The sequence below is a fragment of the Nostoc sp. UHCC 0870 genome, assembly GCF_022063185.1.
Lineage (GTDB): Bacteria > Cyanobacteriota > Cyanobacteriia > Cyanobacteriales > Nostocaceae > Trichormus.
Window position 1 is genome coordinate 1,746,678 of record NZ_CP091913.1, and the last position, 14,812, is coordinate 1,761,489.

A 14,812-nucleotide genomic window follows, 5' to 3' on the forward strand; every position below is an offset into this window, starting at 1 on the left:
GTCTCAATGGGTAAGATTTGGACTGGGAGCATAAAATTGACTGGATTTGGAGAGATTTATCAGCATTACGCTTTACCCAGAAAAGGCTATGCCAAGACTCGCTGAATCCTGAGTATTGCAAAACAGAATTAAATTGGGGTATGAAAAGTATCTATGGATAGCAAAATTTTACTAGTCAGACCTGTTCTGTTTAGGAAAATAGAAGAGCGTTTAGCATTTGATGATCAAACTTGTGAAAGTTTAACTCGTTGGGCGGATAACTTTGATCGTGTCGTTATGGCTTGTCCTCTCATGCCAGAATACCTAGTTGACGAGAGCGAATCATCTATAAAATTGCAAGCGATCGCTGATTTACCCTGTGCAGATCGAGTGGAATTAGTTCCATTGCCTTATGCTTATAAAATTCCAGATTTCATTAAGACTTACAAAACTACCAGTCAGCTATTAAGTGCCAAAATTCAAGAGTGTCAATATCTTTGTTTTGCACTAAGTGGATTGATTGGAGATTGGGCCGCGATCGCTTGTTTGGAAGCGATGAAACTCCAGCGTCCTTATGCTGTGTCTGCGGATCGTGTTGAATATGAAGTAATAGCTCGAACTTTATTTACGAAAGCGTCACGGAAGAACATACCAATCAAGCGTCTGATAAAAAATTTTGTGACTCTACCCTTCATCAAACCCTACCAACGTTATCTAATTCGTCGTAGCAAAGTAGGACTTTTCCAAGGTCAGGACTGCTATTCAGCATATTCTGCTTTCTGTGACAATGCTTATTGTGCTTATAATACGCATACAAAAAAGTCAGACCAAATCGATATTTCTCGTCTGGACCTCAAAATTAAATCAGTATTAGATAATGAACCATTGCGGCTTTGCTACGCAGGAAGAGCCTCAGACATGAAAGGTCCTTTGGATTGGGTACGCGTTATACATCATCTTTGTCAAGGTGGGGTGAACCTAAAGGCTACTTGGATGGGTGATGGTCCACTACTCTCAGATATGAAATCCCTGGCTGATAAATTAGGTATTGCTGATAAAATCCATTTTGCTGGATTTGTTAGCGACCGCAGCCAAATTTTAGAGACAATGAGAAATAATCATATTTTTCTATTCTGTCACATAACACCAGAATCACCCCGATGCTTAGTTGAATCTTTAGTTTCTGGTTGCCCTATCATCGGTTACAGCAGTCATTATTCCGAAGGATTAGTATCTGAATTTGGAGGTGGTGCATTTGTGCCAATTTACAATTGGCAAGAGCTAGCTAATTTAATAGTTTATCTCAATTCAGACAGAGAAAAATTAAGTAAATTAATTTTCAATGCCGCTTTATCTGGTCAACAGTTTGATCAAGTATCTTTATTCAAAAATCGCAGTGATTTAATTAAGCACTATCTAGATATAAACTATTAATGAATATTAATTTAATTAATCGTCTGAGATATTGAAATTGCTTGTATATTTTAACTAATTCAACTCCAATTAGTCTATACAAGTCAAATAAAAATATAACCTAATATTTTTTATGAAAAAAATTATAGCTAGATCTGAAATATGTTTTGTAATTATAAGCTTAACCTTTTTCGTGGGTGCTATAGCCAGGATATTTCCATCTCCTGCTATTGTATTTTTGGTTAGATATTTGATATGGGGAATTACTGGAATTGCAATTTATAGTCAGAGAAGAATAGTCCTATATGCAATCCGACGAAATATTTTGCTTTGTATATTGACAATAATAATCTTATTGTCATTTTTCTGGTCACTATATCCAGTATCTACAATTAAGAATTTGCGAGAAGTTTTACAAATGACTATGTTTGCACTATATTTCGCAACACGATTTAGTTTGAAAGAGCAAGTTAAGTTAATTGCCTCAACATTCGCTTTAGGGATTTTATTAAGTCTTTTTTACGGTATTTTTATGCCTGGAATTGCTATACATCAAGGAGGACACGCAGGAGCTTGGAAAGGAATTTATGACTATAAAAATACTTTCGGTAGCATGATGGTATTAAGCTCAGTAGCCTTTTTTTCACTACCTGTAGAAAAGCCAATAGATAAACTATATAAGTGGGTTGGTTATAGTATGTCACTAGTGATGATATTACTTTCTACCTCAAAAACTTCTCTTGTAATTTCTTGTTTGCTGATATTTATTCTCCTGCTATATAAAAATTTTCGGTGGAAAGGAAAAATTAGTGTAGTTTATCTAGATATTGGCGTTCTGATTTTTAGCTGTATCGCTACATTTGTTTTAACTGAATGGGTTAATATTGTGAATGGTCTAGGGAGAGATCCTACTATGACTGGACGGACAGTAATTTGGGATTATGCACTATTGCAAATAGAGGAAAGACCTTTACTAGGTTTTGGACGAGGGGCATTTTGGGATCCGCAGAGTCCTTATGCCTTTGCTGCTGGTAGACAATTGTCCTCTTGGTTTCGCCCTCCCCATGCTCATAATGGTTTTATTGATTTAGGGCTAGATGTTGGTTTGATAGGGCTTGCACTTTTCGTAGCAGTTTTTTTAATCTCTTATGTTCGTTCATTGCGGATGGCTTATAGCTCTAAAAAGCAAGAGGATATTTGGCCTATGGCTTTTTTGACTTTCTTAGCAATGAATAACATTACGGAAAGCTATTTGCTGCGAGGAGCTACCATTTATTGGGTTTTATATTTAACAACAGCCATGTCTTTATCCATAAAGCACAGAAAAGAAACTTAGTGAGTGAAAAAACTATAAGAAAATAAAGTTCAGATTTCATATTTTGATAATGATATTAAAACATAAACCAAAGCTACATAGCATATAGTTAATAGAAATAGAATCTAGGGATGGGGGTTAATAGTGCTTTCAGTTGGAGTAGTGGTCATCGGCAGAAATGAAGGGAATCGTCTACATAAATGTTTACTATCAATATTGAGTGAAGAGGTAAAAGTTGTTTATGTAGATTCTGGTTCAACTGATGATAGTGTGGTATTAGCTCAGTCTTTGGGTATATATGTAGTAGAGCTTGACTTATCTATTCCATTTACTGCTGCTCGTGCCAGAAATGTTGGTTTTGAACATTTACTAAAAGTAGAACCAAATATAGAATTTGTGCAGTTTGTGGATGGTGACTGTCGAGTAGCCGAAGGATGGTTGAAGAATGCAATGAGTGAATTAATTGCTAGACCCCAGTTTGTAGTGGTGTGTGGTCGGCGCAGGGAAGAATTTCCAGCTAAATCTATCTATAATCGCCTATGCGATATTGAATGGGACACTGCCATTGGTGAAGCTAGAGCTTGCGGTGGTGATTCTATGATGAGGGTGAAGGCATTCAAAAATGTTGGAGGATTCAATCCGACTTTGATTGCTGGTGAAGAACCTGAACTGTGTGTTCGATTGCGTCGAGCAGGCGGTAAAGTCATTCGCATAGATGCAGATATGACATTACATGATGCTCAAATTACTCGTCTGAGTCAATGGTGGAAGCGATCGCAACGAGGTGGTTATGCTTACGCTGAGGGATCTTGGTTACACGGTGCTAGTCCTGAAAAGCATTGGGTGAAAGAAAGCCGCAGTATTTGGCTGTGGGGTCTGTTATTGCCATTATTAGCAGTTACGACTGCATGGGTAACTAACGGAATGAGCATAATTTTACTATTAATTGCTTATAGCATTCTAGCTTACCGAATCAATCAGTATATCCGGCAGCGAGGATTTTCATCAGAGGATGCAATCGCTTACGCTCTGTTTTGTGTATTAGGCAAATTTCCTCAAGTACAAGGTCAAATACAATTTCATATAGCCCAGTTATTAAAGCAAAAAACCACCATTATTGAATATAAAAATGCTACTTAAGTTGAGTGAAAATTTGATGTTATGCAAAATATTTTTGATCTTTGGTTGCAGGCAGGAAAAATTTCATGCTAATTAAGGCACTAGAGAAATTTGCTGTTCTAAGCTCCTTAGCAAAGACTAAAACATACGAAAAATCAATCGCTATTGTGGGCTGCGGCTTTGTAGCAGACTATTACCTCAAAACTTTGCCACTCCATCCAGGGCTAAAGTTATTAGGGGTAATGGATCGCAATAGCGATCGCGCCGCCCATTTTGCTGCCTATCATGGCATTACTCGGATTTATAATTCACTAGATGAACTACTGGCAGATACCCAAATTGATATTGTCTTAAATCTGACCAACCCCAGTAGTCATTATTCTGTTTCCAAGGCGTGTTTAGAGGCTGGTAAACATATCTATTCTGAAAAACCTTTGGCAATGGAAATGTGGCAAGCTGAAGAACTAGCAAACTTAGCTGCACAAAAAGGTTTGTATCTTTCCTCAGCTCCATGTAGTCTTTTGAGTGAAACAGCACAAACAATTTGGAAAGCTCTCAGAGAAAATCAAATTGGCACAGTGAGACTAGTTTATGCAGAAATGGATGACGGACTAGTTCATCAAATGCCTTACCAAAAATGGGTAAGTGAATCAGGTACTGCCTGGCCTTATAAAGATGAATTTGAGGTTGGCTGCACTTTAGAACACGCTGGCTATTATGTTACATGGCTAACTGCCTTTTTCGGTCCAGCAGAAACAGTAACGGCTTTCTCATCTTGTCTAGTTCCTGATAAACAGACTGATATCCCATTAGATGTGAATGCTCCTGACTTTTCTGTAGCCTGTATTAAATTTGCTTCTGGCGTAGTTGCTAGGTTGACGTGTAGTATTGTCGCCCCCCATGATCACTCATTAAGGATTATTGGCGATCGCGGGATCTTGGGTATTCATGATTCCTGGTATTATGGAGCGTCAGTTTATATCCGCCGTAGTATCACCATTGGTAGAAAAAGACTAGAAGGGGTTTGGAAACAACGTTACCCACTAGTCAAACCAGCTCCCAGACTAGGATATAGAGGCGCGCAACAAATGGATTTTTGTCGGGGTGTGGACGAAATGGCAGAAGCGATCGCCCAAAATAGGCCTTGCCGAATTTCCACGAAATTTTCTCTGCATAACAATGAACTGGTGTTAGCCATCCATAACTCTTTAGAGACAGGCTGTACCTATAAAATGACTACCTCTTTTGAGCCAATTTTACCAATGTCTTGGGTAAAATAATTAATGTTTTCAGGACAAAAGCTTAATAGTCACAATTGGCATAAAAGCTACATCTTAAATAAGATATTATCTTATCAAAATTTTGGCTTTTTTTCTTACCTAAAAATCAGCAAAATCAGCTAACCACTTAAGCATCAATACCGAAAAACTATACAAATATGGAAGAAAAATTTTTAGCAGAATCATTACAATCACTCACAAGTAATCCTAATCCTATAGATAATAAAAAAACAAAGCCAAAATTCTATATACCATCTCTAGATGGTATGAGAACGGCCGCTTTTTTTATTGTGTTTTTAGCTCATGCAGGACTTGGACATTTTATACCTGGCGGCTTGGGTGTAACTATATTGTTCTTTATGAGCGGCTACTTAATTACAACACTGCTCAGAAAAGAGTATGAAAAGTACCAAACTATAAATTTTAAAAGCTTTTATTTCAGGCGTGTATTGCGAATTTGGCCGGCATATTATTTTGTCTTATTACTAGGTGCTGGATTGACTATTTTTGGCTGGTTGGAGGGAGAAATTCATCTACCAGCCTTTTTGTCTCAAGTTCTACACTATAACAACTACTATTCAATATTTATTGGTAGTGGTATGACTGACGGGAGTAATGTGTTTTGGTCTTTAGCTGTTGAAGAACACTTCTACCTTATTTTTCCTCTACTTTACATATTTCTACGGAAAAAGAATCTCAGTTCCCAACAACAAATGTTTGTTTTTGGGGGATTATGTTTAGCGACATTAGTTTGGCGATGTATTCTTGTTTATGCTTTAGGAGTAACTGACATACGTACATATTACGCTTCAGATACTAGATTAGATAGTATACTTTTCGGCTCTATATTAGCAGTACATGGTAATCCTGTAATGGATAGAGAATCATACTCTCAGACTGTATGGAAATATTTCTTTTTACCTGGCGGTATTGTTTTAATTCTGTTTTCTCTTTTATATCGTTCACCTGAATTTCAAGAAACATTTCGGTATACTATTCAAGGCATTGGAATTTATCCGATATTTGTAACAGCAATTCGCTTTCCCAATTGGGGATTATTCCAATTACTAAATTTAAATTGGATACGCCTTCTGGGAATACTGACATACTCACTTTATCTAGTACATCACACTGTTATTTACGCAGTACAGGATTATCTGCCACAATTTAATAAATTGATACAAGGAGCAGTTTCTCTATTAATTTCCCTAGTCTTAGCATACGCAATTTACCTGTTGGTTGAAAATCCTCTAATACAGGTACGTAAGAAGTTTTCTCGTTCGTAATTTAACTGAATAAACATCAGTAATGCTTGTAGAGACGTTGCAATGCAACGTCTCTATTAAATGTAAATATGGTAGTTATCCTGAAAAGGGTGATTAGTTATTGCTTTGCAGATAAGTCTTCATCACACTATACAAACTCGCAACTTCATTGTAAATATTAAACTCTTTAGCAACTTTTGTGCGCCCTGCTGCACCCAAAACGCTGCGTAGTTGATGATTGCTTAATAATTTTTCTATGCCATCTGCGAGGGAAATAGTATCTCCTGGTGGTACAAGATAGCCATTAATATTATTTTCTACTAACTCGCTGACTCCAGCAATCTGCGTTGCTACCACAGGGACACCAGCCGCCATTGCTTCCATAAGTACGACTGGTACGCCTTCAGCAAAACTGGACATCACAAATATATCAGTTTCCTGCATATATTTACGTACTTCAGTTTGAGATTGGTAGCCCACAAATTTGACATTGCCACTTAATCCTAATTGTTCAGTCATTTGTTCCAATTGAGAGCGATCTGCTCCATCACCGACAACAGTAAGTAAAATATTGGGATGCGATCGCTGCAAGATGGCTAGACTTTCCAAGAGGATGGGCAAACCTTTGACTACTGCCAATCGACCTACATAAAGCAATCGTTGACTTGACTCTTTATGGATCACAGCATCAAATAAAGCAGGGTCAATACCGCAATGGATAATGTGCATTTGCTGCCATTTATCCGCATCTGCAAATATCATGCCTTGACTACGGCAGTAGTGGCTGATACAAGCTACAAATAAGGCTCTGTTGATTTTTTCATCAATGCGCCAGCGATGTGGTTCAAAGAAAATGTAAGGCCCGTGCATTGTAAAGCTATAAGTAAAGCCTCCTAATACAGCCGCCAACATTGAGACTGTACAACTGGAATCAGCAAAGTGGTTATGTAGATGGATAATCTGCCTTTGACGAATTTGTGCAGACAGAATTCCCGCTTCCAGAAAGTAAAACAGTTGATAAAGTGTACCGCGTACACCATGTTGCCGTGTTGCCCACGCTAGCTTTAAGGCCTTGAAATATCTAAGTGGTGAACTGAATAATAGATGGCTATGTGCCAACAAAAGACGTATGGGATTTACAGGCAGTATATAAAAAGTGCGATCGCGTTCTACCTGCTGTTCTACCCCAACGATATGTTCATCACCAGTGCGACGGATAGAAAATGTATCTACGTCTACACCCAATTCACGTAGAACTGCTACTTCACGTTGGATAAACGTGTCTGTTGCCCTGGGATACTCTCCGGTTAGATAGGCAATACGCATAGATTAAATAATTATTAATTTCTAATTGAGGGGGTATGAAGGTTACTTAAGTCAGTTGATGCTGCACATTCAACAACTCAATGTCACTACAACTGCGCTCCAGGGAAGCATCGAGTGAATACTTTGGTTTCCAATTCAACACTTGTTGGGCGTGAATGTTGCTGTAGTGTAGTGGTTTAAAGCGGGCGTGTAATCTAGCTGGGATAAAAATGCCAGGTAGTTTCATTTTACCTGCCAACAGTAACTGATTACACAGCCAGATTGACTCAGCTAACAGACGCATTACTGTCCAACTGATAATAATGGTGTATGGCGATCGCGCCATAAATTTAGCGATTTTATGAGCATAGACACGTTGAGTTGGCAAATCATCATCGACAATATTCAAGGTTTGACCAATTGTCTGATCACACTCTACAGCTTTGACGATTGCCTCAGCACAATTTTCCACATAAGTCAGAGGCATTTGGGCGTGATTACCAATCCTTATCCACAGGCGATCGCTCACCTTCACACCCAAACAAGCATTCCACAGATGGTCTCGCCCATAAATCATTCCTGGACGGATAATTGTTACCTGTCCCCCATTTTCCTGCTCAAACCTCCGAAAAAGACTTTCTTGGACTAATTTGACTTGTGCATACACATCACGCTGCTGTGGCTTCTTTTCAAGAATTGAGTCTTCATCGATAGTTGTATTAGATGGTATGTTGAGATAGTCAAACACTGAGAAGGTACTAATTGCCACTAGTCGTAACACCTGAGTCGCCGCCATTCCTACCAGTAACTTCTCTGTTGCTACAACGGTACTAGCATACTGTGCATCAAAATCTCCAGCTTTTGCTGCCGCTAAGTGAATCACTCCATCAATTTCCTGTAAAGCAGCTGGTAAAAGATGCGGTTGCGTCAAATCTAGACAAACTACTTCTAATGCCGGATGGTGATACCAAGGTAAAGATTTTTCATCCGTGCTTGGCCTGATGGCTACACGCACTTGATGCCCACGTTGTAATGCGGCTAGAACAACATACTGTCCAAGAAAGCCGGATGCTCCTGTCACCAGTAATTTCATGCCTTAATCGCCTCTGTACTATTGACCAGTTTAATACTCCGACTCCACTTAATTGATGGCTTCTCTACAAATTGCCACATTAATACAGCACAAGCAATGCAAACAGAAATTGCTACAACTAAGCTCAGTAATTCACTTACGAGACTGTGTCCAAAAAATTTCTGAAATACAAAAAAAACAGCACCCAATAAAGGTACATGAGTTAAGTAGAGAGTGTAAGAAATATTGCCTAAAAATTGCAGCCATGACCAACTAAACCAAGTGTGTAAACAGTTTGCTCTGGCAACTTCTAGTATCATGACAGCAGTCAGTACACAAGCGATCGCAAAAATTGATGAATTAATTACTCCTACCGCCACCAATATTACTGAATACAAATAAAATAAATTGCGTTTCCATTTATTCTGCCATGACCAATAAGCAAACACTCCCAGTAAAAAACCATACCATAAAGGTAAAAATGTTATTGGTCTACCTTGATCCCCAAGGATGCCCATAGGAAATAAGACTGCAACTATCGCAGACGGGATAAACACAATAGCCAAACCATAATTGAAATTAAACCTGTAATTTAGCCATTGTGATAAGCCCAATAGTACGCCAAAAACTAAATAGAACTGTACTTCCAAACATAATGTCCAGTAGACATCATCAATATGTTGAAATCCGAAAAAACTCTGCACATAAAATAAATGGGCAAACAACCTCTGTAAAGAAACAGGCTCACCCATAGGTGCAAAAGCATTACCTTTGGCATAAGACGATAATAGTGCGAACGCTAGAGCAATAATAATTGCTACATAATATGGTGGACTCAGACGTATAAAGCGACGTAGAGTAAAACCTTGAAAATATTTTAGATCAATCTTGGCGTTACGCATTGAGTAGGCAATTACAAAACCACTGAGGACAAAAAATATACTTACTCCGAGACTACCAGATTTGAAGATTATGGTGACTAACCATTCAGGCAATAATTTCGTTAATTGAGTCAAACGATCATCTGGACCAACATGGTATAAAATTACCCAAAAAGCAGCAATAGCTCGTAACCCGTCCAGGAAATGGAAATGAGCTTTTGGCTTAACATCTGAAGACTGGATTGAAAATGTTGGATTCATTATTTATTGGTGCTTCTCTTGATATTTTGTAACCTAGATTTAAATTGACCTAATCATTACTGATTTTAGTAATATTTTCCCTGCTTGCATTGATAATTCTGTGAAGGTTTAGTTACTACTATTCAAATACTGATAAAAATCACTAATCAATCACCACTTCTGTGATAAATTTTACGTTCAAAACAAGTTTTTTTTCATGTCATTCTAAATTGAAGCATTTAGACGTAATTAATGCTAGTACACCCAAAACCATCTTTCAGTTAGTTAAACTCCTTGAATGAGGCTACTTTGTAAATATTTAGGTCTTTCACATCATCAAATCACTAAATAATCTTTATGATAAATTTAAAAAAACTACTTATTTATTACGTATAATAATATTTACATCTAGCTAAGTATTTTACTTTATGAGAATACTATGATACTGTTATACTGTCAATTATTTATGCAAACTAAGGTCAGCAAATAGTAAACAACAAATAACTTCTAAAAACGGTATTTACTTAGCGCGACGTTATCCATTTTTCGCTGCGGGTCATTACCAATGTAGGAGATCACTAAAAAATGTGGGTTTTGCTGCATACATAACGTTTAAATAAAGTCTTGGTGAATAACTTTGACTCGCGCAATACACTGAGATTGCAAGACAATTGTGTGTATCTTCCAATGAATACAACAATACCAGTTGAAATCGCCAGTATCTTACTACCGTTTGCGGCGCTTTTTACCAAGCCAGTCTGGGGTCATGCTCAAACTTTGCTAAAAAGTATATTTTATAGTTAAGTGTAATATCTCAAAATTCTATATATAAATCATATGACATCCTTAAAAAAACTAGCTATCAGAGGAACAATCTGGACAATTGCAGGCTACGGATCTAGCCAGATCCTGCGCTTAGGAAGTAACTTGGTTCTCACTCGCTTACTAACACCGGAATTTTTTGGTCTAATGGCTGTAGTTAATACTTTGAGAATTGGCATAGAGTTATTCTCTGACCTTGGGATTTCCCAAAGTATTGTCAACAATAAACGTGGTGATGAACCAGTTTTTTTAAACACTGCCTGGACACTAGGAGTAATTCGTGGTTTTGTAATTTGGCTATTGTGTCTACTGCTCACCTGGCCGATGGCGAATTTTTATAATGAAGATAGACTTCTGTGGCTAATTCCTATTGTTGGACTTTCCTCAGTCTTCGACGGATTTTCTTCCAATAGTAGGCATATTCTCAATCGTCGTATGGATTTAGGCAAATTAACCATATTTAATCTTACTACACAAATGCTCTCGCTCTTGACCCTAGTTTTATTGGCTTATTTGAACAAAAGTCTGGTAATTCTAGCTGTTGGAGTGGTATTGAGTTCAATATATTCAATGATAGGTACTTACTGGTTAATGCCAGGATATTCAAATCGTTTTACTTGGGATCAAGATTCAGTAAATGAAATAGTGTCTTTTGGTAAATGGATGTTCTTAGCATCAGGCATGACATTTTTAAATGAGCAATCAGATCGTTTAATTCTTGCTAAGTTACTCTCATTTAAACTTTTAGGTGTTTATGCTGTAGCCTACACTCTAGCAGGCATACCCCGCGAGATGATTAAACAAATTAGCCATCGAGTGATATTTCCAGCTATTTCTACTCAAGCCGATATACCGCGTTTAACTTTGCGAAATAAGATTCTCCGCCAACGTCGTTTGATATTAATAGGGTTTGGTATTTTTCTAGCTAGTTTCGCGACAGTTGGGGATCTAATGATTAAATTACTTTATGACAATAGATATGAAGAAGCAACTTGGATGATGCCAATTTTAGCTTGTGGTATTTGGGTTTCGGTGTTGTTTCACTCCATTAACCCTGCACTATTGGCAATTGGAAAATCCTTGTATTCAGCACAAAGTAATATAGCTGGGTTTTTGATGGTTAGTATTGGATTACCTCTAGCATTTTTCAATTTTGGTTTAGTGGGAGCAATTATTTTAATTGCACTTAGCGATTTGCCATTATATATAGTCAACCTTTATGGTCTAGGACAAGAACAGCTATCTTGTCTAGACCAGGATATTCAAATGACAGCCTTGTTTATAGGAATATTGAGTCTGTTTCTAATCATTAGGTATTATATAGGTTTTGGGCTACCTATTCAGGGGATAATGTAGAGCATTCAACATTCCACAGAACCAAACAAAATTTATAACTATTTTAGATAGTGCTTTCATTTACGCTGCCCTGTACTAGTAACATTTTTCTCACCTACCATAATGCCACGGCCTGTTAATGAAACATAAACAAGATTAGGCGATCGCATATCACCCTCCATATGAAGAATTCCAGGGAATTGCAAGACGTTAGGATTACTGATTTTAATCCAACTCTGTCCCATATTTTCAGACTTGTACATAGTGTCTTTGGTCGCGCCACCCACACGACCAAAAATGTAGATGTAGGGTTTAGCATCAGAAGAACCCTTACCAAAAGTCATGAATTCGCAGCTATCTACTGATGGGATACTAGTAAAAGTCTTACCACCATCAGTTGAACGATACAGTTTGTTCCCATTAGCTTCTTCGGGGTTACGAGCAAAACTCATCCATACATCACCCATTTTTGTAGGATTCGGAACTATGGTTGGACGAAGCTTCCATGTAGGAAGAGTTCCAGATGCACCTTTTCGCCAATTCGCACCACCATCTTTGCTGTAATAAAATGTCCAACCGTCGTAGTAATAGAAAGTCTTCCCTTCTGGGTCTTGGCGGTCTGAGGCCAATATATAAGTACTTACCCAAGGCGAAATACTGTTAGCCCAAGCTTTTGGTAGTGCTTGGTAATGTGTATGATTATTATTTTGAGGATCATAAGGCACAGGTCGCGGTGGGTGATCTACGTTATAGGTAAGTTTCCAAGTTTTTCCCCCATCTGTGGTGTAGTGAGGCCAAGTTCCCCAACTAGGAACCCAAACCATATTTTGCGGATTCGTGGGAGACATAGCTATCTGTCCACCACTAGGCATGACTAATTGTTGACCAGACTTGTCTGATTTCCAAAGCATCTCTGAAGGGACAGAAGCAAACCCTCGCCAAGTTTTACCATTATCTTGAGTTATACCGTGAACTGGCCAATAACCCTGCCATTGATGAAACCCTACAAATGCTGCATAATCAGGATTTTTATAAGAGTAATCTAGCCCCGTAGCACCAGCAACGTGGGGGAACGGCATGGGATAAACCGTCCACTTCGGGTTTGCCCATTGATACGCCGGGTTAATAGGAATATTAACTGGATTAAAATGGGCGGTTGGCACTTGGTTGCGGTCTTCATGGCGAAAGCCAATCATATCTTGTACAGCACTCAACAAATCAGCCCCTCCCAAGGCTTTGGGCTTGGGAGGAACACGCACCATATTGGCATCCAGTTCTTCTAAATTTTCCATTAACCATTTGTAGGTCGGGTTAGCAACAGTTACGTCATCAGTTCTTGCTACACCCCAACCGTTTGTCCACCAAACTCTTTTGGGATTACTGGGGTCAATTACTGCCACGGATGCACCAGTGGCAGAATATGACTGATAGTAAGGGGGTGCAGAGCAATTAACCGGATCTTGGGGATAATTAGCGTCATAAGCACCCATGTATAGAGTCTGTTTAGTCCATCTGCTACCACCATTTGTAGAGCGATATACATATCGATCTGAAATTGCCATGATGGTGTTTGGCTGGTCTGACTGTACTGTCACAGATGAATAGATTCTGTTAGTACCATGAGGTGTGATGTTAGTCCATACACCATTTTTATACTTGCGAACCGAACCTGTCTTGGTGTCCGAATCACCAGAACTGACGTACAAAGTTCCATCAGAAGCAACGACTGCACGTAATGGGTTTGTACTTCCTACAATATTCAGCCAAGATTTACCACCGTCGGTACTAGACCAAACACCACTCCCATGAACACCAACATAGATTTTTTGGCTGGAATTATTGGATGCACCACTATTTTTGTCAAACACAACAAAGGTAAAACCTGGAATGTCTGGATTGTCAGAACCATTAGAGTTTTGATATTTGGGCAAGCTACTAGCCGCAGGTAGTCCTCCAAATACTTGAGACCATGCTGTTTGACTAGTCTTTTTCCAAAGGCCATTCCTCCGAGAGGCAAAATAAAGTACATCAGACTTGTTAGGATCAACTGCTAACCTTTCACCTGTGTTATGTCGGTAAGCTTGGTTAGGACCAACGAAGATATTTCTAGCTCCTAAACCTGTTGGTTGCCAACTTGCTCCTCTATCGTTGGAAACCATGACCTCGCCAGAAAACTTATATTTTGTTAGTTTAGATTCTTGGTATGATGAGTTGTTTCGCTTAACGACTGCATAAACTCTCTGAGGATTTTGATAATCTACAGCAATGCTTTCTACCCCGATTCCTCCGCCAGAAAAGTTGGAATCGAACATATCCATAAGTGGAAGCCATCGATTATTTTGAACATCAAATCGATAGATACCACCGATGTCTGTGCGGACGTAGACATCATAAGGTGATAATGGCGATATTACCAAACCAGTTACATAGCCCATGCCCTGAATATTGACACTCTTCCAATTGAATAAGGAAGATGCAATTGATTGACCACATACTACAGGGGTAAATGTAGAACTTGATAAAATTGATAGTGTTAATCCTGTTAATCCATACAAGAGTAGGGGTTTAAACTTTCTTGTAAAAAGTGTTAAACCTAGCTGGTGATGAATATTCATGTTTTCTAACAAGAGTTGTAAGGAACGGAAAAATCAGAAAAATCTTCCAGATAAAAAGCATTGGAATTAAGCCAAATAATCGTGACTATTCAGCTTGCTTGTACTTGGTTGTCCTATGCTCACATATCTTTACAAGATTTTGACTTGTAAAGTTTTTATTTAACTCCAACT

At 38.4% G+C, this 14,812-nt stretch carries 10 protein-coding genes; 6 read left to right on the forward strand and 4 right to left on the reverse strand.

Annotated features, from left to right (window positions below):
- Positions 1–153 precede the first annotated feature (153 nt).
- The 5 genes from L6494_RS07625 (at position 154) to L6494_RS07645 (ending at position 6,392) form a co-directional block, all read left to right on the forward strand.
- Positions 154–1,413: a glycosyltransferase gene (locus tag L6494_RS07625; protein ID WP_237993400.1), complete on the forward strand. Its 1,260-nt coding sequence runs from the start codon at positions 154–156 to the stop codon at positions 1,411–1,413.
- A gap of 397 nt (positions 1,414–1,810) precedes the next feature.
- Entirely contained in the window at positions 1,811–2,728 is a 918-nt protein-coding gene (locus tag L6494_RS07630; protein ID WP_237993402.1) for an O-antigen ligase family protein, read from the forward strand.
- A gap of 123 nt (positions 2,729–2,851) precedes the next feature.
- Positions 2,852–3,847 carry a glycosyltransferase family 2 protein gene (locus tag L6494_RS07635; protein WP_237993404.1) on the forward strand — a complete coding sequence of 332 codons (996 nt, stop codon included), beginning with the start codon at positions 2,852–2,854 and terminating at the stop codon, positions 3,845–3,847.
- A 65-nt stretch (positions 3,848–3,912) separates the two neighbouring features.
- Positions 3,913–5,106, forward strand: a complete 1,194-nt coding sequence (locus L6494_RS07640; RefSeq protein ID WP_237993406.1) for a Gfo/Idh/MocA family protein — start codon at positions 3,913–3,915, stop codon at positions 5,104–5,106.
- 158 nt (positions 5,107–5,264) lie between these two features.
- Entirely contained in the window at positions 5,265–6,392 is a 1,128-nt protein-coding gene (locus L6494_RS07645; RefSeq protein WP_237993408.1) for an acyltransferase family protein, read from the forward strand.
- A gap of 93 nt (positions 6,393–6,485) precedes the next feature.
- On the opposite strand, the gene L6494_RS07650 is transcribed toward L6494_RS07645, so the two are convergent.
- The 3 genes from L6494_RS07650 to L6494_RS07660 are packed head-to-tail and all read right to left on the reverse strand — an operon-like array spanning position 6,486 to position 9,890.
- Positions 6,486–7,697, reverse strand: a complete 1,212-nt coding sequence (locus tag L6494_RS07650; RefSeq protein WP_237993410.1) for a glycosyltransferase — start codon at positions 7,695–7,697, stop codon at positions 6,486–6,488.
- Between the two features lie 46 nt (positions 7,698–7,743).
- Positions 7,744–8,769: an NAD-dependent epimerase/dehydratase family protein gene (locus tag L6494_RS07655; protein WP_237993412.1), complete on the reverse strand. Its 1,026-nt coding sequence runs from the start codon at positions 8,767–8,769 to the stop codon at positions 7,744–7,746.
- Complete coding sequence (locus L6494_RS07660; RefSeq protein ID WP_237993414.1) at positions 8,766–9,890, reverse strand: acyltransferase family protein; 1,125 nt, start codon at positions 9,888–9,890, stop codon at positions 8,766–8,768. Before L6494_RS07660 ends, L6494_RS07655 begins: the two co-directional genes overlap by 4 nt.
- 816 nt (positions 9,891–10,706) lie before the next feature.
- Between L6494_RS07660 and L6494_RS07665 the strand changes: the two genes are divergently transcribed.
- Entirely contained in the window at positions 10,707–12,047 is a 1,341-nt protein-coding gene (locus L6494_RS07665) for an oligosaccharide flippase family protein (protein WP_237993416.1), read from the forward strand.
- 56 nt (positions 12,048–12,103) lie between these two features.
- Here L6494_RS07665 and L6494_RS07670 read toward each other — a convergent pair whose 3' ends face one another.
- Entirely contained in the window at positions 12,104–14,641 is a 2,538-nt protein-coding gene (locus L6494_RS07670; protein WP_237993418.1) for a sialidase family protein, read from the reverse strand.
- Positions 14,642–14,812 lie beyond the last annotated feature (171 nt).

Bases quoted from the DNA above. Each gene is read 5' to 3' on its own strand.
- L6494_RS07625 (WP_237993400.1), top strand. From the start codon at position 154: ATGGATAGCAAAATTTTACTAGTCAGACCTGTTCTGTTTAGGAAAATA.
- L6494_RS07630 (WP_237993402.1), top strand. From the start codon at position 1,811: ATGACTATGTTTGCACTATATTTCGCAACACGATTTAGTTTGAAAGAG.
- L6494_RS07640 (WP_237993406.1), top strand. From the start codon at position 3,913: ATGCTAATTAAGGCACTAGAGAAATTTGCTGTTCTAAGCTCCTTAGCA.
- L6494_RS07645 (WP_237993408.1), top strand. From the start codon at position 5,265: ATGGAAGAAAAATTTTTAGCAGAATCATTACAATCACTCACAAGTAAT.
- L6494_RS07650 (WP_237993410.1), bottom strand. From the start codon at position 7,697: ATGCGTATTGCCTATCTAACCGGAGAGTATCCCAGGGCAACAGACACG.
- L6494_RS07655 (WP_237993412.1), bottom strand. From the start codon at position 8,769: ATGAAATTACTGGTGACAGGAGCATCCGGCTTTCTTGGACAGTATGTT.
- L6494_RS07660 (WP_237993414.1), bottom strand. From the start codon at position 9,890: ATGAATCCAACATTTTCAATCCAGTCTTCAGATGTTAAGCCAAAAGCT.
- L6494_RS07665 (WP_237993416.1), top strand. From the start codon at position 10,707: ATGACATCCTTAAAAAAACTAGCTATCAGAGGAACAATCTGGACAATT.
- L6494_RS07670 (WP_237993418.1), bottom strand. From the start codon at position 14,641: ATGAATATTCATCACCAGCTAGGTTTAACACTTTTTACAAGAAAGTTT.